The organism is Vibrio sp. Vb0667 (assembly GCF_033391095.1).
In genome coordinates this window covers 78,001-98,276 of sequence record NZ_JAWPOL010000014.1, presented here as the reverse complement: position 1 = coordinate 98,276, position 20,276 = coordinate 78,001, and the positions used below count along the sequence as shown (strand labels likewise).

The following is a 20,276-nucleotide window of genomic DNA, read 5'->3' as shown; positions in this document are numbered from 1 at the left end:
CAATGCGACCTTGTTGTTCGTGGTAAAGCTTGAAACAGGAACTGTTCAAGCGAGCGCGGATACTATCATTCCACTTATAAATGGGCAACCCAAATCGTATCCAAATCAACAAAAAGGTATGATTTAGCGGGGTGGAAGGCTATCCCTTTTAATGCTTTGCTTGGATTTTGTTCACATCGACTTCATTTTCATCGGTTTACTGATCATGGTCCGAAAAACAAAGTTTATGTGTTATATGCTTTATGTTCGGCTGAGATGTAACACTAAAGATGCTTTTAATCCACCTAAAGCGCTTGTATCCAATGTTAATTGACCTCGGTAACTGTGTGCCATTTCACTGACTATGTTTAGACCAAGACCTGAGCCAGGGGTTGTTTCATCCAATCTAACTCCTCTCTTGATTACTTGACTCAGTTTCTCTTTAGGGATGCCTGGCCCATCATCTTCAATAATGATGTGTATATTTTCCTTATCCTGAGAGGAGTGCACACGAATCATGCTGTTGGCCCACTTATAGCCATTTTCTAGCAAGTTACCTAGCATTTCATCGAGATCGGTCTGCTCTACTGCTACATTCAGCTCTGAATCAAGTTCATTAATTAAGGTAATGCTTCGGCTCGCATACACTTTATCAAACGCCATTGAGATAGCATCCACACGATCTGCTGGGTTCGACTTCACTGATAATATGTTCATCGACCCGGCCATACGGGCACGACCCAAATGGTAATCGATATGGTCTTGTATCTGATTGATTGGAGCTCGGAGACGGGATTGTGCCTCAGGTTCTAACGTCTGAACTTCATTTTTTAGAACAGAAAGTGGCGTTTTAAGTGCATGAGATAGGTTACCTGCATGATTGCGAGCTCTCTCTAGTAATTCTTGGTAATGGAACAGCAGAGCGTTGAGGTCGAAGATTAGAGGAGAAATCTCTTTTGGGTAGGTTTCTTCTAGACTCTTTTTATTACCAGACTTCAGCTCGGCTAATTCTTTTTGTAGCTTTGTAAGCGGACTCAATGACCAAGCAATTTGCAGTAAAATGACGGTAAGTACGCCCGCGAATAATAAACCCAAAATAAGCCAAAGTTGGCCGATTAACGTCTGAAGGGTATTTTTAATGGGCTCTTCGTCAATACCAATAATAATGTGAATAGGACCATCGTAATCAGGAAGATACAGTGCTTTTTCTAGCGTAATTAGTTTTTCGCCTCTTGCTCCATACGCATCTTTATCCAAACCTTTGTATTCGATTTTTTTGTCCCACAACGAACGAGAACGTTCGAGGCTTGCCTCTGTAGAGGCACTCCAATACAAACCACTGTAAGGTCGATTAAATCGAGGGTCTGATAGCTGAGCTGCGAGTGAAAGATGCCCGGTGTTATCGACTTCTAACTGTGCTGCGACTTCATCCATAAAAATGCTGAGCTGTGAGCGAGTGTCATCAACCATATAGTTGTAGACCTGCGTCGGTATCGTCACACCAGCGGCGAGGATCATTGCCGTTAACCAAACGATCGCCGCTAAAACGAGGCGACTTTTGATACTCAGTCGTTTTATTGCGTTCAACGGTAGCCTGTTTCTATTCGGCATTTAATTGGTATCCCAACCCTCGGACAGTTTTGATGATCTTTGGCGCGATTTTTTTGCGAATTCGGCCGATAAAAACTTCGATTGTGTTGGAGTCACGATCAAAGTCTTGTTTGTAAATGTGCTCGACGAGTTCGGTTCGAGAAATCACTTTTTCCGGGTTATGCATAAAGTAAGCGACCACTTTATACTCTAGCGCCGTCAAGCTTACCGCTTGCCCTTGCCACATGACTTTAGAAGTGCGTGTATCCAAGCTCAAGTCGCCAATTTGCATCACAGGAGAGGCATTACCAGAGGCTCTTCGCAGCTGTGCACGAATACGAGCGATAAGCTCAACCATTTCAAATGGTTTAGTTAGGTAATCGTCTGCACCTGCGTTTAAGCCTTCAACTCGCTGCGTTAGGGTGTCGCGAGCGCTTAGAATCACGACAGGAGTATTAATGTTTTCATCTCGGATGCCTTTTAGGACGGTAAGACCATCCAGTTTTGGCAAGCCGAGGTCGAGAACAATGGCGTCCCATTCTTCCGAAGTCGCGCGATACAGAGCGTCTATGCCATCTTGGGACAATTCTGGTACCCAGCCGGTACTTTCTAATGTTTCGATGATTTGCTCGCCTAAACGAGGATCATCTTCAACAACAAGTATTTTCATATTGATGATTCTTATTATGTTTGGATTTTTATCGAAGTAAGCTACGCATCGCGTCTGGATTACGCATTAGACAAGTTTAGTTGTTTTGCGGCTTTAACGCTTTGTTAAAGCTGCGACCTTTGATCTCAAGCATTTCTAGCGTGGCGGCGTCGTACTCAACTTTCAGGACGCTGTTGTTGTACAGAATTTTCAATTCATACACCCAAGCATCATCATCTTCTTCAAGCTCGACCTTGATGATGCGGCCGTATAGGTCGTTTTCTACTGCGGCGTAAAGTTCCGAAAATGGTCGTATATATCCTTGTTGAACCGCGCGGTAGACCTCATCTTGATCTTCATCGAATTCGATGCGTGTTCCTGGCTTTTCGACATCTTGCACGATGGCGTGGCCATTTTGTGATGTGTACTCGTTGCCATGCTTGGCAAAACTTGGTGCACACATGAATGTCGTGATAAGGCCGAAAAGTAACGCAGAATGTAGAGAAGTCGTTGCTTTATACATAGTCAAACCTTTTCTGGAGCGTTAGCCGCAGTATATCGGAGATAGATGAACAGAGAGTGAATCAGCTAATTAAGTTTTGCCATGTGTTGTCGATGTTATTTCAACTCATCTTCAAAAATTTTATCTCGCAGCTTCCAAAAGCGACCAGATTTTCTAGCAATAACAAACTGAGGCAAACGGAAACGATGTTGATTAGCGACAACGCGTGTCGGTGAAGCCTCTTCAAAAGGGCGATGCTTGTCTGCTAAGTGGGGGCGTACGAACTGATCTTTAAACGTTTGTTTTTGTTTTTTGGTACTCAATGTCCAAAACTCATGAACTAACGCATTGCCTTCGCCTTGGTATGGTTCACCAGAATACGTCACCTTTAGCTGAGATTTACCATCACTGGACTTAAATACAGATAGGTCCATTTCTGTGCATTCAAAGATTAATGCATCTTTGAGATTAAGGGCTTCTTTTAGCTTTTTATCTGGGTCTACGAGCGTCGCATCACACTCATGACAAATTCGTGCAGCGATATCGTTGTCCGCACCACATTCACCGCAGTATTTGGCACGAAAACGGTAGCCACAGTGTTCACGTTCGCCTGTGTCTTCATCTTCAAAGTAACCTTGGCAACGTCTGCCAAAATGTTCAACCAAGAAACCGTTACTATCCAACTTACCCCAGAAGTTGTTATTGAATCCGCAAGCCGGGCAAGGAATCGTGATAATTTCACTGTCAGAGTCTGGTTTGGGATCACCGACTTCAGGTTGGTATAAATCGTAGCTGTTGCCTGCGTAATCAAGCACTAAACATTCTGATTTTCCGTCTGATAAGCGTAATCCTCGTCCTACTATCTGTTGGTACAGACTGACTGACTCTGTTGGTCGCAAAATCGCGATTAAATCGACATGCGGCGCATCAAACCCGGTTGTCAGTACCGAAACATTGACTAAGTATTTTATTTGACGATTCTTGAACGCTTGGATGATCGCATCGCGCTCCGGCGTAGGTGTATCACCAATGACGATTTCAGTTTCGCCTTCTGGCAATAAACTGTGTATCTCCTGTGCGTGTCGAACAGTTGCAGCGAAGATCATGACACCTTGACGCTCTTTCGCATATTGCATGATTTGCTCAACAATTTGTGGAGTCGCACGTTTGGCTTTATCGATCACCATGTCCATTTCTGTTTCTTTGTAGCGTCCGGTGTTAGCGGGCTTCAGCTGAGAGAAGTCGTAAGACAAAACGGGCGCATCCATCATGCGGGCTGGAGTGAGGAAGTTTTCGTCGAGCAAGTAACGGATCGGCAGTTCGAAAATACAATCGCGGAAGAATCGAGGCTCTTCGGTTCGCACTTGACCTCGGGTGTGATACTGATAAATCCAGCCCATTCCTAAACGATAGGGCGTTGCAGTTAGTCCCAGCACCTTAATGCCAGGGTTCAGTTCTCGTAAGTGAGTAATAACTTTTTGGTAGCTGCTGTTTTTGTCATCTGGCACACGATGGCACTCATCAATAACGAGCAGAGAAAACTGGTTTTTGAACGAATCTAAGTTACGTACGACCGATTGAACCGAAGCAAACACGACTTGCTGGTCAGTTTCTTTTCGTCCCAATCCTGCTGAGAAGATAGAACCTTTTAAACCATAACCTTCATACTTCGCGTGGTTTTGCTCGACCAGTTCTTTTACGTGGGCGAGGACTAACACTCGTCCTTTCGCAAGGCGAGCAAGTTCTGCGATCACCAAGCTTTTTCCTGCACCGGTTGGCAGCACGATCACTGCTGGTGTCGAGTGTTTACGAAAGTAATGAATAACGGCTTTAACCGAGTCGGCTTGATAAGGACGAAGTGTGTACATGAAAATATGTGAAATTGCTCAACTATTCGAACGAGGAACGCTATAATACCTGACTTTTATACCCAAGTGACCTTTAAACCAAGATTTAGAGATCACTTGGGTATAATTCAATGAGGTATTCATGCGTTTAGATAAATATTTGTGTGACGCTCTGGGTGCAACACGCAAACAGGCAACAAAGATCATCAAAAGTGGAGACATCACCGTTGACGGTGAGGTTCAAAAAAGTGGTGCATTTAAAGTACCTAAAGGTGCGGAAGTGATGTGGGAAGACCGTGTTATTGGTGCTCCTGGTCCTCGTTACATTATGTTGTATAAGCCTGCTGACTTTGTTTGTTCACATGAAGATGGCTACAACCAAACTGCATTCGCATTGCTTGATGAGCCTAAAATTGAAAACCTTCACTTTGCGGGCCGATTAGATGTCGACACAACTGGTTTAGTATTGATTACGGATGATGGTAAGTGGTCTCATCGTATTACCTCACCTAAGCATAAGTGTGAGAAAACGTACCGTGTTTGGCTCGTCGATGCTATTCAGCCAGATTACGCGGAAAAGCTCGAACAAGGCATCATTTTGCGCAATGAATCAGAAGCAACATTGCCTGCTCGTTTGGAAATCGTGAACGAGGCTGAGAATGAAGTATTGTTAACTATCGTGGAAGGTAAGTATCACCAAGTGAAACGTATGTTCGCGGCGTTAGGAAATAAAGTTGAGTACTTACATCGTGAGCGTATTGGTTCTATCGAACTTGATGAGGCACTAGAACCAGGTGATTATCGCCACCTCACGCAAGAAGAAATTGATTCTATTTGGAATTAATTGTCGGCATGGGAAATTCTTTAGTTCCTAATAGGAACTAGTCTTTTGGTAGGAATTGGCTCAAAATAAATTTTCCTACCAAAATTAGTGCCTAGACAATTCCGGTGTGCTTACTCATCTCAGTGATATGCCTTTGCATTTAGCTGATGCATGCATACTCTTATTGCAAAGCCTTCGGCTACGGTGAATGGAATGATGGTGTCAACGCCATCATTTTTACTGCATTGTGTTTGTTTCCCATAAACACATTTCGCTTTCACATGCTTTTCTATGTCGAGTTCGTCAAGGTCACACCTTGGTACATATTTGCCCTTATGATTCTCGAACGTTGGATAGAACAGGTTTTTGGCTTCTACATTCAGCGATATGAGAACTTCCGTTATTTTCACTTTGTTCTGCAAGTATTGACGGTAGGGCTCCAACAAGAGGTAAAAGAATGACAGAAAAAGCTCAAAGTGCTCCGCAATCCCAAATCAGTTTTCTATTGTTTCTGGTACTAGGAGCGATTGGTGCTTTGACGCCTTTGGCGATCGATATGTATTTGCCTGCGATGCCGACAATAGCGAAAGATTTGGGGGTCGCGCCTGGCGCGGTTCAGATTACGTTGACGGCTTATACCGCGGGTTTTGCGATCGGCCAGTTAATTCACGGGCCGCTTGCCGATAGCTTTGGTCGCAGACCTGTGTTGATTTTAGGCGTACTTTTCTTCGGCTTGGCTGCTGTTGTGAGTGCGACAACAAATGGCATTGATGCGCTGACCTATGTACGTACGGCACAAGGTTTTGCTGGCGCGGCAGCGGCGGTCATTATCCAAGCTGTCGTGCGTGACATGTTTGACCGTGAAGACTTTGCACGCGCAATGTCCTTCGTTACTCTGGTCATTACTATTGCGCCGTTGGTGGCACCGATGATCGGTGGCCATCTCGCGATTTGGTTTGGTTGGCGTTCCATTTTTTGGGTATTAGCTATTTTCGCTGTAGTCGTGATTTTTCTCGTACTTTGGAAAATCCCTGAAACGTTACAGCTTGAAAATCGTCAGCCTCTTCGTTTCCGCACGACGCTGAGAAACTACGCCAGATTATGCTCCAATCCTGAAGCGATCGGTTTGATGCTCTCAGGTGCGTTTTCATTTTCCGGAATGTTTGCATTTTTGACGGCGGGTTCGTTTGTTTATATTGATTTATATGGTGTTCGACCAGACCACTTTGGTTACCTATTTGGTTTGAACATTGTGGCGATGATCATCATGACCAGTATTAATGGTCGCTTGGTGAAGAAAGTTGGTTCCCATGCCATGCTTCGTTTTGGGTTGTTCGTGCAACTTTTGGCGGGGATTGGTTTATTCGTAAGTTGGTTAATGGACTTCGGATTATGGGGCATTGTACCTTTTGTTGTGCTGTTTATCGGTACATTGTCGACGATAGGTAGTAACGCGATGGCGCTGCTTTTAAGTGGTTACCCATCAATGGCGGGTACGGCGTCGTCTCTAGCGGGGACATTAAGATTCGGTATCGGTTCATTGGTTGGTGCGCTGGTGGCATCACTGCCCGGGAATGTTGCTTGGCCGATGATCATCGTGATGTTTGCTTGTTCTGTGCTTTCAGCACTGTTTTATTGGACTTTAGGAAGAAAGGCGTAATGTCGAATTACACCAAAGAAATTCAAAACTTGGTTAACTCAGCACTTGAAGAGTTAGATCAAGAGCATCGCTCAGGTAAGTTAGCCAATGCCCCTGTTGCGAATAACCATTATTTAGTGCGTTGGGTAACAAAGGCGCTAAAATCACAACGTTTCGGACGTACGGTAGGCGATGACTTAACGCGTTGGCAAAAAGCAGGTCGCTCAAAGGGGAACGATGCTGGTTTGTTGTTTATCTTTAAACGTATTTCTGCTTTTTATGCGCAATTCTTCCCTGAAGGTGAAGACTCCAAAGTGTTCAAAGATTCAGATATTGAGTCTTTTCTTGATTTGATGGAGCAAGCAGGCTGGGAAGTCTCGACGTCTGAGCAACTGATTGGGTGCGGCAAAGTACAAATCTTCACTGAAGGTCAAAACTCTTTAGCGTTATGTGCAGACCAATGCGAAAGCTGTTTTGATGGCGAGTTGCTCGTAAAGCCAATGAGTTGGTTTGTGCGTGGCAATCATGCTGAGTTTGTTGAGAAAGCAGCGCAAGCGGGCTTTATGGTTCATAAGGTAACAGACTACAAATCGATGGTGAAATACCATGGCGAGTACCTTATTTTTCCAGCAAACGAAGGCAACCAGTTAGCCGAAATTCCACTCTCGTTCAAAGCTGACTAAAGTGACATTTTGAGTGTTTAGAAGCCCCTGTTATTGGGGCTTTTTGTTTACTAAACGGTTTGCTTCTTTCGCGATGGCTTTGACCATGCCTTTAAATATGAAGAGATGGGCTGGCATCATTGCAAACCAATAAAGCAGCCCAAGAAACCCTTGCGGGTGCCACCAGGCGGTAATATCCAGCTCTCGTTCGTCACCGAGATCTTTGATGGTAATTTCTAAACGCCCAAGGCCTGGGCCTTTCATACCAAAAAACAGTGAAAGAAACTGATTATTATCGCAGCGAATCACTTTCCAAGAGTCAATAAAATCACCGACTTTAAGCTCTGGTCCAGGAGGAGAAACGCGAATCGGTTTTCCGCCACCAAAAAAGATATCGAGCCATTCACGTGTACGCCACAAGATGTTGGCAAAGTAATAGCCTTTTTCGCGACTCCCGATCTTTTGCGCCACTTTCCATAATGCCGCAGCGGAGGCATGAGTTTTAATGCTCGCTCCAGCTTGTTTTGGGTAATAGCCATATCCTGGTTGCCATCGACGAAGCGCTGCGGGTTCAAACCCCCAGACATTACTGCGTACAAATGTGCCTTCATCTTGAATGGTATCAGTTACCGCTTGCTCGTAGCTGATCAGCGTTTGAGGAAATCGTTCTTCAATCGCTTTGGAGTCTGCAATGTAGTCGTGCTCTAAGCCCGCAAGTAATGCTTTACCGATACTAGTTGGCACTGAGGTAACTAAACCTAGCCAGTACGATGCCATTTTCGGAGTAAGTAGCGGGGTCGACCACAGCCGATACGGCTTGTTCGTGATTCGGCAAATGACTTTGAACTGTTCGCGGTAGCTAAGTGTATCTGGCCCACCAACTTCATAAATGTGACTTTCTTCTGGAGAGGGGGCTTCTGCTAACTTCAATAAATAGTGGTTGAGATTGGGCAAGGCAATAGGGTTCGCTTTTGAGTCGACCCATTTAGGCGCGATCAAAATAGGTAAGTTGTAGACAAAGTCACGCATGATTTCGAAAGCGGCAGAGCCGGGGCCGATGATAACGCCAGCACGCAATTCAGTTACTGGAACACCAGACTGTCGAATTATTTTTCCCGTGGCTTTACGAGCGGCTAAATGGCGAGAGTTTCCGGTTTGAGGTTGAATGGCACTCAAATAGATAACATGCTCGACGGAGCTTTGTTCCAACGCATATTTGAAGTTCAAAGCAAGGTTTAGTTCGTACTCAACAAAGTCATCACCTTGAGCCATCCCGTGCACGAGAAAAAATACTAAATCAAAATCGTTCACTACAGCCTTCGTGGTCTCTGCGTCAGCCAAGTCGAGATACCTTAACGTTAAATTAGGGTGAGGCTGAGTTCTTGACTCTAAATAATCAATATGTCGCGCCGCTGCTGTGACGGCGTAACCTTTATCTAAAAGTAACGGAAGAAGTTGAGAGCCAATGTAACCCGAGGCGCCTAGCACCAACACCTTTTTCATTATCTGTCCTTTTATCGTTGGTGGAATAAACACCACAGAGTATAATCATGAGACACTTTCCCCATTCTATCAATAAGTTGTCGTTGGAGCGCTTGTGACTTTTCTTTCTCAACTCTCAATACACGCAGATAAAGCATTCTTACGTCGTTTATTTGCAATCGCGTTACCAATTACACTGCAAAGCATGATGTTTTCTAGCAGAAGCCTCGTCGATGTTCTTATGCTTGGTCAACTTGGTGAAGCTGAAATTGCCGCTGTTGGAGTTGCTGCGCGCGCGACTTTCGTCACCACCATCATGTTAGTTGGGGTGACAACGGGCGGTGCGTTGTTAACCGCTCAATATTGGGGGGCTGGCGATAAAGTTGGGGTGCGTCGCAGTACCGCTTTAACATGGATGATCGCAATGATGTTTGCTGCGATTGCTGTTGCTTTGTTTGTTGTTTTTCCACAGCCCATCATGAGTTTGACTACCGATTCACAAGAAGTGATTGAGCTAGGGGCCAGCTATCTCATTATTTCGTCGGTTAGCATGTTTGCTGTTGCATGTGTGGCCAGTATGTCGGTGGGCCTAAGGGCGATGCACCAACCAGGCTTAAGCACTTTTTTTAGTGGTATAGGCATTTTATCTAATGTTTTTCTTAACTGGGTTTTAATTTTTGGTCAATTAGGCTTTCCTGCTTTGGGTATTACGGGAGCAGCGATCGCAACGGTAATCAGTGGCGCGATCGAAGTAGGTTGCTTGTTTGGTTATCTATGGTTGAAAAAACACATAATCGCATTTGGCTGGGATGATATACGCGCAGGATTGGTCTTAGATAAAATTACGCGTTTCTTGAGCCTCTCTTTGCCAACCACATTTAACTTCTTGGCGTGGGCTGGTGGGTTGTTTGCTTATCACGCCATCATGGGGCAAGCAGGCGTGCAAGGTTTGGCGGCGCTTTCCGTAATGACACCTGTTGAGTCGATCGCATTGGCGATGATGATTGGTTTATCGAATGCGGCCGCAGTTCTAGTAGGGAACCAGCTCGGCGCTCGTAATTTTGAACCCGTTTATTATCAAGCATGGGCTACGGTCATTTTGAATGTGCTTATCGCATTTGTGGTCGCCGTCTTGTTGATAGTGTCAAATCAATGGATCCTTAATGCGTTTAGTGCACTGACAACGGACACTCGCGAGCTAGCTGAACAGTTTATGGTGATTCTTGCGTTGGGTGTCGTGCTACGCTCGGTGCCGATGATGGCTATTGTTGGTGTATTACGTGCGGGCGGTGATGTTAAGTTTTGTTTGTATCAAGACATCTTGGCGCAGTGGGTGATCGGGATTCCACTCGCAGCATTTGCAGCGATTTATCTCAATTGGGACCCACAATGGGTTTACTTACTCTTTTTGACGGAAGAAGTTGTGAAGTGGGCGATTTGCTTGCCAAGAATGGTTAGCCGAAAATGGATGAAAAACCTGATTGGCCAGTAAGGAGGAACAGAGTTTATTTTGGCTGCAAAAATCTGCTCAAAACGTCAACAAAATTAGCAACAGAAAGTGAATCGAGTTGCATTTGTACTTCCATAGTGTGATCAAGCATTCAAAATACTTTCTACTAACAGGATTTTAGTGTAGATTCTGATCCCAATTTTTAAACACCATCCGAGCGGCATAATCAATGTTAAAACTGTCAGACCTATGTAAAGGCTATGTAGACGGGGGAGAGTTTCACCCTGTATTACAAGGGGCAGAATTAACATTGCAGCAAGGCGACCAAGTTGCTCTGATGGGAGAAAGTGGTTCGGGTAAAAGTACTCTACTGAATTTAATCGCCGGATTGGATACTGCTGACTCTGGTGAAGTGCAGTTTCCAAATTTTGCTATGCATGAAGCACCGGAGCATTTAAGAACCCTTTATCGCCGCAACAATATTGGGAATATCTTCCAACAATTCAACCTGCTTCCTACACTTAATATTGCCGACAATATTCGTTTTTGTCGTCAGTTAAAAGGTCTGCCGGAAGATAAAGAGTTGTGGCGTCAAATTCTTTCTGCTTTGGACTTAATGCCATTGCTAGGACGTTATCCGGAAGAGGCGTCTGGTGGTCAGCAACAACGTGCGGCGATTGCTCGTGCACTCTATATGGAACCCAAAATCCTGCTTGCTGATGAGCCAACTGGTAGTCTAGATGAGCGAAACGCAGAAGCAGTAATGCGCTTATTAACGAGTCTCGCTCGCCAACTGGAGTGTACTTTGCTGTTAGTGACGCACAGTGAAAAAGTGGCCGCCCATATGGAAGGAAAGATTCGACTTCAAGGAGGGCAGCTACATGTTATGGCCCGTAGTTAAGGCACTACTCGGTCATTACCGTCGTTACCCTCTACAAATTATTCTTGTCTGGCTGGGATTAACTTTAGGCGTGTCCCTCCTTGTTGGTGTTACTTCTATCAACCAGCATGCAAAACAAAGTTATGCTACTGGGGAAAAGCTTTTCTCCAATCCTTTGCCATACCGAATCCGAACGAAGCACTCTGCCAATAAAATTCCTCAAGGTTTCTATATTCAGTTACGTCGAGCTGGGTTCAACCAATGTGCACCGTTTGACGTGCTGCATCTAGATGCCAAGACCGATATGAGCCTGATGTTGGTGGGGATAGATCCTGTCGCGATGATCCCACTACAACAAGGAAAATCGCTAGGTGAGATGCCTGTTTTATCACTAATGAAGCCTCCTTATCCTATTCTCGTTAGTCAAGATTTGGCCGCTTACATGAGTTGGCAGGATGGGGACTTCATTGAGATGAATGACGGAAGCCGTCTTGGGCCTATTCAAGTAGATAAGGACAAGATGCTTTCGGGTACTCGGCTGGTTACTGATATATCGTTGTTGCGTATGCTCAAGCGGAGCTCAGGTTTGTCTGCGATTTCTTGTGGCGAAATGCCAGAGGAAAAGCTGATAGCACTGAAAAACATGTTGCCAAACGGAATGACGCTCGTTAGGAATACGCGTACTGAGCTTGAGTCGCTAACTAACGCATTCCATATGAATCTCACCGCGATGGGAATGCTGTCGTTTTTGGTCGGGTTGTTTATTTTTTATCAAGCGATGTCTCTGTCTTTCATCCAGCGACAACGTTTGGTAGGTATTTTGAGACAGACTGGTGTTAACGGAACACAGTTAGCGCAAGCCTTATTGCTAGAGTTGTCTTTGCTCGTCTTTATTGCGTGGGCGTGTGGTAACTTTTTTGGCTTGATCTTAGCGAATGAACTTATCCCAGCAGTGTCTTCGAGCCTGAGTGATTTGTATGATGCCAACGTAGGTTTAACCATAGGATGGTCATGGCAATCTAGCTTATATAGCCTAATCATGGCAGCGATGGGTGCGTTGATATCGTGTCTGTGGCCATTAATCCGTTTGCTGAAGTCACAACCAATCCGCCTTTCTTCTCGACTGTCGCTAATGCGATTTGCTGGAAGAGAGTTCTCTTGGCAGGCGCTTGCGGCATGTGTGTTTTGTGTCGCTGCAATAGCGGTATATCAGGCGCCGAAAACACAAGAAACCGGCTTTGCAATTATTGCGCTGATGTTGGTTAGTGTGGCGTTGTTTATGCCATTTATTATGTGGCATATGTTCCAAAGTTTTTCTTATACCATGCGATGGGTTCGTGTCCGTTGGTTTTTTGCTGATGCAGCAGCCAGCATGAGCTATCGCGGTGTGGCTACGATGGCGTTTATGTTAGCGCTGGCGGCAAACATTGGTGTAGAAACAATGGTCGGAAGCTTTCGAGATACAACCGATAAGTGGCTAAATCAGCGATTAGCCGCTGATGTGTACATCTATCCGACCAACAATTCAGCCGCTAGGATGAGCGCATGGCTCCAGAATCAGCCAGAGGTGAACTCGGTTTGGTGGCGCTGGGAAAAAGATATGCCGACCGAGCACGGTGCTCTACAAGTTGTAAGTACGGGCTCTTCTGAAGGTGAGTTAGACTCACTTACCGTCAAGTTAGGTGTCCCAAATTACTGGTATCAACTGCACGCTACCAAGAGCTTAATGGTCAGTGAGTCGATGGCCTTGAAGCTGGATATCCGCCCTGGCGATTTCATTAACTTACAAGAACCGCTTGGTGGTGATTGGCAAGTCGTAGGCGTTTACTACGATTATGGAAACCCATATAACCAGGTGATGATGTCGCACCGGAATTGGCTGTATGCATTTGCAGGTAGGGGTAATGTTGGTCTTGGCGTAGTATTAAAAGATAACGTCAATGGAGAAGGGCTGAAAAATCGCTTAGAGAATGTATTCCGTCTCCCGCAAGATCGTGTGTTTGATAACGGTAATATTTATAGCCAAGCAATGAGAGTGTTTGATCATACCTTTGCGATAGCAGGAACCTTGGGCAATATCACGCTGATTATTGCCGTGTTTGGTTTATTCTTTGCGACGTTGGCAGGAGAACTTTCACGGCAGCGGCATTTTTCCTTATTAAGGTGCATGGGTGTGTCCGGAAAAGAACTTGTCGTATTAGGTGGTTTGCAGCTATTCGTCTTCGGAGCCATTTCTGCGATTATTGCAGTGCCGCTCGGCTTGGCGCTCGCACATTTGATCGTTGATATTATCATTAAGCAATCATTTGGCTGGTCTCTAGAGCTTCAAACGATTCCATGGGAGTATGCTCAAACCATTGCTTGGGCGATGCTTGCCATCATGGTTGCTGGCGCATTGCCAGTTATTAGAATGATCAAAAGTACACCGATGAAGTCATTAAGGGACGCGTTGTAATGAAAAAAATGGGCTCTAAAAAACGCTTGTTGGTTTCAACGCTCATTGTTGTTACGTTCGCTTTTCTGACTGGGGCTGCTTTTTACTCAACTTTTTGGTTAGAGGCGACAACAACACGAGAAAGCGAACTTGATTCTATCTTAACGCGTGAAAATCAAACGATTTTCGAGCCTGTACTACCTAATGAGCATGTCTCTTTACCCTCAGATTTTCGCTTTCATCCCGAGTATCAGCATGAATGGTGGCACTACTTTGCGAAACTAAAAGATGAGCAAGGCAAGATCTACAATGTTCAATGGAGCTATTTCAGGGTTGCGACGGACGAGCGAGAAACCAGCGGTTGGCAGAACCCTCAATTGTACATTTCACATGTTGTCGTCAGTCATGGCTCGCATGTATGGAAAGAGCAACGGGTAGCTAGAGGTGGGATAGGCCAAGCTGGTATGATCAATCGTCCTTTCAGGTTATGGATTGATAATTGGACTTGGCGATCACTCGGTGCGACGCCTTTCCCGGGCAACTTGAATGTGAATACTGATACGTTTGGACTTGAGCTCAATACCATGACAAACGGCCCCTTTGTGGTGAATGGAGACAAAGGCTTCCAAGTTAAACATGCGTTGCAATCTGTTGCTTCTTTCAGCTTCAGTGCTCCATTTTTAAAAGTAAAAGGCAGCTTAAGCTTAAATGGTAAGCGATTCTCAGTGACGGGTTCTGCTTGGGCGCAAAAAGAGTGGGGCAGCGGCTTAATTGGTGAGGGGCAACAAGGCTGGGATTGGTTTGTTTTCAATTTAGATGATGGTCGAGCATTAACTGTTAGCCGTTATCGTCACCATGGGCAAACACCGCACGTATTTGGCACGTTGTCGACACGCTCAGGTAAAGTCATCAACCTCTCAGACGATGATATCAGTATTAAACCAATGCAAGTGACCAGTTTATCCAATGGAAGAAGGTTACCTTTGCAGTGGATTATCAATATTCCGAAGCATCAAATTAACTTGACTACCCGCATTATCAAGTCAGATATGTGGCTACCCTTTGTAATACCTTACTGGGAAGGGCCTACTTTAGCTTCCGGCTCCAATGAAGCTTGGGGCTTTATGCAGCTGACAGGCTATTGAGTTGTGAAGAAAACCACCCCCTACGGGTGGTTTTTTAGTGCGCGAAGCTTCCTGGCTTTTTCTCAAAAGTACGGGGTTATCATGATGGTACAAGCCGTGTTATGCTGATTTTCTCATCATCTTGATAAATATTTGGTGCGACAAAAACAAATACGATCTCCGATCAAAATTGAGTGTTATGTTGGAAAATACGATGTATAGTAAACTTAACATCGAAAAAACCGAAGTTTATACTCTGAAGAAGCGATTATTCTAAAGTTTTCGACAGCTATACACTCTTATCACTCTTTGTTAATCGTTTATTAAGATAATAAATATAAGGACGAAACCATGAACGATGTCATTCGTGACTTTTTCAAAATGGAATCAGCAGGTGGTATTCTTCTCGTAATTGCAGCGGCAATTGCGATGACCATTGCTAACTCACCGCTGGGCGAAACTTATCAATCTGTACTGCATACTTATGTATTCGGTATGTCAGTTTCTCACTGGATTAATGACGGCCTAATGGCTGTTTTCTTCTTACTTATTGGCCTTGAAGTGAAGCGAGAGCTACTTGAAGGAGCGCTAAAATCAAAAGAAACCGCAATTTTCCCTGCGATTGCAGCGGTTGGTGGTATGTTAGCGCCTGCTCTTATTTACGTTGCGTTTAATGCTAACGACCCAGAGGCGGTTTCTGGCTGGGCAATTCCAGCTGCGACGGATATTGCATTTGCTCTAGGTATCATGGCGCTACTAGGTAAGCGCGTACCAGTAAGCCTTAAAGTGTTCTTGTTAGCTCTCGCTATTATCGACGATTTAGGCGTGGTTGTTATTATTGCACTGTTTTACACAGGTGATCTTTCTAGCATGGCGCTGCTTGTTGGCTTCATCATGACTGGTGTCCTGTTCATGTTGAATGCGAAGGAAGTAACGAAACTGACACCATACATGATAGTCGGCGCGATCTTATGGTTTGCGGTACTTAAATCTGGTGTTCACGCAACACTTGCAGGCGTAGTGATCGGCTTTGCTATTCCTCTTAAGGGTAAACAGGGCGAACATTCCCCACTTAAGCACATGGAGCACGCACTTCATCCATACGTGGCATTTGGTATATTACCTCTATTCGCATTTGCAAATGCGGGGATTTCGCTAGAAGGCGTATCGATGTCAGGCCTAACTTCAATGCTGCCATTAGGTATTGCTTTGGGACTACTGGTTGGTAAGCCTCTAGGTATCTTCACCTTTAGTTGGGCAGCTGTGAAAATGGGTGTAGCTAAGTTACCGGAAGGCATTAACTTCAAGCATATCTTTGCGGTCTCTGTGTTGTGTGGTATCGGTTTTACAATGTCTATATTCATTTCCTCTTTAGCGTTTGGAAATGTAAGCCCTGAGTTTGATACCTATGCTCGACTAGGTATCTTAATGGGCTCGACGACAGCCGCGTTACTTGGCTACGCGTTACTGCACTTTTCTTTGCCTAAGAAAGCGCAAGCGTAAGATACACACTGTTTAGTAAAGCCTCCCATTCGGGAGGCTTTTTTATGTCTTGCAGATCGGCACATCAACCACTTCAGGGTGGTTACTTTTGTGACCAACTAAGGTCTAGCTGATGGAGTTAGGGCAAATCATCGAAAGAGGCGCTTGGTAAATCTATAGGCGAAAAAAAGCCCAGCCGAAAATTTGACTGGGCGGATACAAACATAGGAGTTAATAAGAAAAAAGCAGCAACGTAACAATTAGATGGAAACAAGTTTGACGGCCAGTGAAACTTCAAATGCCCTAACTGTTACGTATATTCAGACCGAGCCTTTTCCAAACAGTTCCATTTTTTTTCAAAAAATTTCTACTTAATGCTTTCTAGCTTCTTACACATCCGAAAGTAATAGAAAAATCGAGATGGATTACCAACTTGGCGAAGTTACTAACTTCTGTGTTTCTCATTTTATCTCCCCTAGAACCGAAGATGTATTTCATACTCTCGTCGCTCACTCCGAGCCGCCAAGGCTATTGTTAGCGTTTCAATTGCGCTGGACTGAGAAATTTGATCGTTTTCTTCTGACAAGCTTCACTGGAGTATTCGATTGAATTTCAAAAGATTAGATCACACCTTTTACTGTCTGGTCAGACCAATTGGTTAAAGTGTGATGTTAATCATTTGTTAATCTTAAGTTTCGGGAGTATATTTTCAAACAGTTGTTTAATACGAGTGATTAAAATGGCCCCGAGAACATCAACAAAAGAAAAAATACTCGATGTCGCAGAAGGACTCTTTGCTGAACATGGCTTTAATGATACTTCGCTAAGAACGATAACAGGTAAAGCTAACGTTAACTTAGCATCGGTAAACTATCACTTTGGCGATAAAAAAACGCTGGTTAGAGCGGTTTTAGATAGGTATTTAGAAGCACTAATGCCGAGCATTAAGACTTCATTAATTGAGCTAAACACGCGCGATAGCTACAACATGGACGATGTCTTTGAGTCATTGCGATTACCTTTACGTACATTAAATGATGTACGCCCAAATGGTACTGCGCTATTTATGTTGTTAATTGGCCGCGGTTATACAGACGTTCAAGGTCATCTACGCTGGTTCATTACCACCAGATACGAAGAGGTACTAAACCTTTTCACTTTCTCGATAATGAAGGCGAACCCGGAACTATGTGAAGAACAGTTGTTTTGGCGACTGCACTTCACGTTAGGGACCTGTGTATTTACGATGGCTTCAAGCCAAGCTCTTTCGGAGCTGGCAGAAAGTAAGTTTGAAAAGGAAGTCGATGTGAAATCTGTCGTCGATTTACTGATTCCATATTTGTCAGCAGGAATGTCAGCAAAGCAGTTGGCATAAGACAAATAAGAAAGTTAAACCAATAATAAGATTATACCCCGAGCGGTTACGTGAACAAAAGGATCTGAACTATGAGCTCTCTACGAAGAAAATGGATTAGTGACCCGGCTTTTAAAGTGTTCAAAAAAGTATTGCCACCTCTGTCTAGCACCGAGAAAGAGGCGATGGAAGCGGGTAGTGTATGGTGGGATGCCGAACTATTCTCAGGCAAGCCAAACTTCACAACATTGCATCATTATCCAACGCCTACACTGACGGCAGAAGAGCAGTCATTTATGGATAATGAGCTTGAAACCCTGCTAGAAATGCTTGATGACCAGAAGATTGTCAAAGAAGACAGGGATTTACCGCCTGAAGTATGGGAGTACCTACGTAAAGAGCGATTTTTCTCTTTGATCATCTCGAAAGCATATGGTGGTCGTGAATTTTCCGCTTTGGCGAACTCAACCATTGTTTCTCGTATTGCGACTCGAAGTATCAGTACCGCGGTATCGGTAATGGTACCGAACTCTCTTGGCCCTGGTGAGCTGCTATCGCACTATGGTACGCAAGAGCAAAAAGATTACTGGTTGCCTCGTTTAGCTGATGGTACAGACATCCCTTGTTTCGCCCTAACTGGCCCTGAAGCGGGTTCTGATGCAGGTGGCATACCTGATCAAGGCGTGGTTTGTTACGGCACCCATGAAGGCAAAGAAGTGCTTGGCGTGCGAGTTAGTTGGAATAAACGCTACATCACGCTTGCGCCAGTTGCGACAGTGCTCGGGTTAGCATTTAAACTGCAGGATCCTGAAGGGCTACTTGGAGACAAGAAAGAGGTTGGCATTACATGTGCGTTGATTCCCGCTGACCATGAAGGTGTCGAGATAGGCGAGCGCCATGATCCTCTGGGGTCTGCGTTCATGAATGGCCCAACTCGTGGTGAAGATGTCTTCATCCCTATGGACTGGTTGATCGGTGGCGCTGATTACGCAGGTAAAGGTTGGCGTATGCTGGTTGAGTGTCTTTCTGCTGGTCGTGGTATCTCTCTTCCAGCGCTTGGCACAGCGATTGGTCACCTTACTACACGTACAACAGGTGCTTATGCTTACGTGCGTAAACAGTTTGGAATGTCCATCGGTAAGTTTGAAGGTGTTGCAGAAGCAATGGGGCGCATTGGTGGTCTTACTTACCTACTAGAAGCGACGCGTACGCTAACGACGACTTCTCTCGATATGAAAGAAAAACCTGGGATTGTAACCGCGATTGCCAAGTACCACATGACGGAAATCGCGCGTACCATTCTAAATGATTCGTTTGATATCCATGCGGGTCGTGCGATTCAAGATGGCCCAATGAACTATCTTGCTAAACATTACCTTGGTATCCCGGTTGCTATCACCGTTGAAGGCGCGAATATTCTGACTCGTAACCTGATGATTTTTGGTCAAGGTGCGACTCGATGTCACCCATATGTTCTAAAAGAAATGGAAGCAGCGGCGAATCCAGATTCTGAACAAGGTGCGAAAGAATTTGACAACTTGATCTTTAAACACATCAAGCACGCGCTCGGTAATACATTCGGTGCATTTGGTGCAGCACTAACTGGTTCTCGATTTGTTAACGCGCACATGAGTGGCCCAACGCAGCAATACTACAAAGACATTACTCGTCTCAGTCGTGCACTTGCAGTAAGTGCAGACTTTGCGATGTTAACCTTAGGTGGAGACTTGAAGCGTAAAGAAATGATCTCCGCACGTTTGGGTGATGGATTAAGCTATCTATACATGGCATCTGCTGCCTTGAAAAAGTATGAAGATGAAGGCCGTCAACAAGGCGATCTAGACTTCGTTCATTACGCTGTTCAACACTGTTTGTATAACGCTTCTAAGTCATTAAATGAGGCTTACACCAACTTCCCTGTGAAATACGTTGGCGGTGTGCTTAAGGGGCTATTGTTCCCGCTTGGTAATCATTTCAATAAGCCAAGTGATGAGCTGTGTGTGAATTTGGCTGAAGCGATGATGACGCCAGGCGCGCAACGTGATCGCCTCACGCATCTGTGCTACATCGGAAAATCAGAGGATGACAGCGTAGGCTTAATGGAGAATGCATTCCTTGCAATGTACGACATTAAACCTTTGGAGCGTAAACTTATGAAGGCTGCGAAGGATGGTAAAGTGGCTCGTAAAGGTCTGCTACATGATCGTTTGCAGCAAGCATTTGAAGCAGGCGTGTTAACTGAACAAGAAATTGATCAAATCATGGCTGCAGATAAATTGCGCTACAAGGCGATTCAAGTTGACCACTTTAGTCATGACTTTTCTGAAGTGCGAACTCATAGCCCAAAAAAGTCGCAGTTGAATCCGGCGGCATAATAGA

15 protein-coding genes are annotated in these 20,276 nt (G+C 44.8%); 10 read left to right on the top strand and 5 right to left on the bottom strand.

Annotated features, from left to right (window positions below):
• Window positions 1–240: 240 nt before the first annotated feature.
• From R8269_RS14425 to R8269_RS14410, 4 genes are all read right to left on the bottom strand, one after another.
• A complete protein-coding gene (locus tag R8269_RS14425; protein ID WP_005378071.1) occupies window positions 241–1,590 on the bottom strand; it encodes an ATP-binding protein in 1,350 nt (449 codons plus the stop codon).
• Entirely contained in the window at window positions 1,580–2,239 is a 660-nt protein-coding gene (locus R8269_RS14420; protein WP_005378073.1) for a response regulator transcription factor, read from the bottom strand. Before R8269_RS14420 ends, R8269_RS14425 begins: the two co-directional genes overlap by 11 nt.
• Window positions 2,240–2,315: 76 nt before the next feature.
• Window positions 2,316–2,681: a PepSY domain-containing protein gene (locus tag R8269_RS14415; protein WP_372008595.1), complete on the bottom strand. Its 366-nt coding sequence runs from the start codon at window positions 2,679–2,681 to the stop codon at window positions 2,316–2,318.
• 155 nt (window positions 2,682–2,836) lie between these two features.
• On the bottom strand, window positions 2,837–4,588 hold the full coding sequence (locus tag R8269_RS14410) for a DEAD/DEAH box helicase (RefSeq protein WP_186584329.1): 1,752 nt from the start codon (window positions 4,586–4,588) through the stop codon (window positions 2,837–2,839).
• A gap of 121 nt (window positions 4,589–4,709) precedes the next feature.
• Here R8269_RS14410 and rsuA point away from each other — a divergent pair, with 121 nt between their 5' ends.
• From rsuA to R8269_RS14395, 3 genes are all read left to right on the top strand, one after another.
• Window positions 4,710–5,411: a 16S rRNA pseudouridine(516) synthase RsuA gene (gene rsuA, locus R8269_RS14405; protein ID WP_005378059.1), complete on the top strand. Its 702-nt coding sequence runs from the start codon at window positions 4,710–4,712 to the stop codon at window positions 5,409–5,411.
• Window positions 5,412–5,847: 436 nt separating this feature from the next.
• Window positions 5,848–7,050 (top strand): Bcr/CflA family multidrug efflux MFS transporter, encoded by a 1,203-nt coding sequence (locus R8269_RS14400; protein WP_005378055.1) that lies wholly within the window; start codon window positions 5,848–5,850, stop codon window positions 7,048–7,050.
• On the top strand, window positions 7,050–7,712 hold the full coding sequence (locus R8269_RS14395; RefSeq protein WP_005378053.1) for a DUF2913 family protein: 663 nt from the start codon (window positions 7,050–7,052) through the stop codon (window positions 7,710–7,712). The genes R8269_RS14400 and R8269_RS14395 overlap by 1 nt, the downstream gene beginning before the upstream one ends.
• A gap of 30 nt (window positions 7,713–7,742) precedes the next feature.
• Here the strand turns inward: R8269_RS14395 and R8269_RS14390 are convergent, their stop codons facing one another.
• Window positions 7,743–9,194: a DUF2867 domain-containing protein gene (locus R8269_RS14390; RefSeq protein ID WP_005378051.1), complete on the bottom strand. Its 1,452-nt coding sequence runs from the start codon at window positions 9,192–9,194 to the stop codon at window positions 7,743–7,745.
• Window positions 9,195–9,288: 94 nt separating this feature from the next.
• Here R8269_RS14390 and R8269_RS14385 point away from each other — a divergent pair, with 94 nt between their 5' ends.
• From R8269_RS14385 to R8269_RS14355, 7 genes are all read left to right on the top strand, one after another.
• Window positions 9,289–10,665: an MATE family efflux transporter gene (locus R8269_RS14385; RefSeq protein ID WP_005378048.1), complete on the top strand. Its 1,377-nt coding sequence runs from the start codon at window positions 9,289–9,291 to the stop codon at window positions 10,663–10,665.
• A 187-nt stretch (window positions 10,666–10,852) separates the two neighbouring features.
• Complete coding sequence (locus R8269_RS14380) at window positions 10,853–11,524, top strand: ABC transporter ATP-binding protein (RefSeq protein WP_005378040.1); 672 nt, start codon at window positions 10,853–10,855, stop codon at window positions 11,522–11,524.
• Window positions 11,505–13,958, top strand: coding sequence for an ABC transporter permease (locus R8269_RS14375; protein WP_258476560.1), 2,454 nt, complete (start codon window positions 11,505–11,507; stop codon window positions 13,956–13,958). The genes R8269_RS14380 and R8269_RS14375 overlap by 20 nt, the downstream gene beginning before the upstream one ends.
• Complete coding sequence (locus R8269_RS14370) at window positions 13,958–15,082, top strand: lipocalin-like domain-containing protein (RefSeq protein ID WP_005378036.1); 1,125 nt, start codon at window positions 13,958–13,960, stop codon at window positions 15,080–15,082. The genes R8269_RS14375 and R8269_RS14370 overlap by 1 nt, the downstream gene beginning before the upstream one ends.
• A gap of 330 nt (window positions 15,083–15,412) precedes the next feature.
• Window positions 15,413–16,564: a Na+/H+ antiporter NhaA gene (gene nhaA / locus R8269_RS14365; protein ID WP_005378034.1), complete on the top strand. Its 1,152-nt coding sequence runs from the start codon at window positions 15,413–15,415 to the stop codon at window positions 16,562–16,564.
• Window positions 16,565–17,282: 718 nt separating this feature from the next.
• A complete protein-coding gene (locus R8269_RS14360) occupies window positions 17,283–17,918 on the top strand; it encodes a TetR/AcrR family transcriptional regulator (RefSeq protein ID WP_005378033.1) in 636 nt (211 codons plus the stop codon).
• A 71-nt stretch (window positions 17,919–17,989) separates the two neighbouring features.
• Window positions 17,990–20,272 (top strand): acyl-CoA dehydrogenase, encoded by a 2,283-nt coding sequence (locus R8269_RS14355; RefSeq protein ID WP_085569573.1) that lies wholly within the window; start codon window positions 17,990–17,992, stop codon window positions 20,270–20,272.
• Window positions 20,273–20,276: the final 4 nt, after the last annotated feature.

What these genes read in the sequence shown, in the direction of transcription:
- R8269_RS14425 (WP_005378071.1), bottom strand. Translation starts at nt 1,590, where the DNA reads ATGCCGAATAGAAACAGGCTACCGTTGAACGCAATAAAACGACTGAGT.
- R8269_RS14420 (WP_005378073.1), bottom strand. Translation starts at nt 2,239, where the DNA reads ATGAAAATACTTGTTGTTGAAGATGATCCTCGTTTAGGCGAGCAAATC.
- R8269_RS14415 (WP_372008595.1), bottom strand. Translation starts at nt 2,681, where the DNA reads ATGTGTGCACCAAGTTTTGCCAAGCATGGCAACGAGTACACATCACAA.
- R8269_RS14410 (WP_186584329.1), bottom strand. Translation starts at nt 4,588, where the DNA reads ATGTACACACTTCGTCCTTATCAAGCCGACTCGGTTAAAGCCGTTATT.
- rsuA (WP_005378059.1), top strand. Translation starts at nt 4,710, where the DNA reads ATGCGTTTAGATAAATATTTGTGTGACGCTCTGGGTGCAACACGCAAA.
- R8269_RS14400 (WP_005378055.1), top strand. Translation starts at nt 5,848, where the DNA reads ATGACAGAAAAAGCTCAAAGTGCTCCGCAATCCCAAATCAGTTTTCTA.
- R8269_RS14395 (WP_005378053.1), top strand. Translation starts at nt 7,050, where the DNA reads ATGTCGAATTACACCAAAGAAATTCAAAACTTGGTTAACTCAGCACTT.
- R8269_RS14390 (WP_005378051.1), bottom strand. Translation starts at nt 9,194, where the DNA reads ATGAAAAAGGTGTTGGTGCTAGGCGCCTCGGGTTACATTGGCTCTCAA.
- R8269_RS14380 (WP_005378040.1), top strand. Translation starts at nt 10,853, where the DNA reads ATGTTAAAACTGTCAGACCTATGTAAAGGCTATGTAGACGGGGGAGAG.
- R8269_RS14375 (WP_258476560.1), top strand. Translation starts at nt 11,505, where the DNA reads ATGTTATGGCCCGTAGTTAAGGCACTACTCGGTCATTACCGTCGTTAC.
- R8269_RS14370 (WP_005378036.1), top strand. Translation starts at nt 13,958, where the DNA reads ATGAAAAAAATGGGCTCTAAAAAACGCTTGTTGGTTTCAACGCTCATT.
- nhaA (WP_005378034.1), top strand. Translation starts at nt 15,413, where the DNA reads ATGAACGATGTCATTCGTGACTTTTTCAAAATGGAATCAGCAGGTGGT.
- R8269_RS14360 (WP_005378033.1), top strand. Translation starts at nt 17,283, where the DNA reads ATGGCCCCGAGAACATCAACAAAAGAAAAAATACTCGATGTCGCAGAA.
- R8269_RS14355 (WP_085569573.1), top strand. Translation starts at nt 17,990, where the DNA reads ATGAGCTCTCTACGAAGAAAATGGATTAGTGACCCGGCTTTTAAAGTG.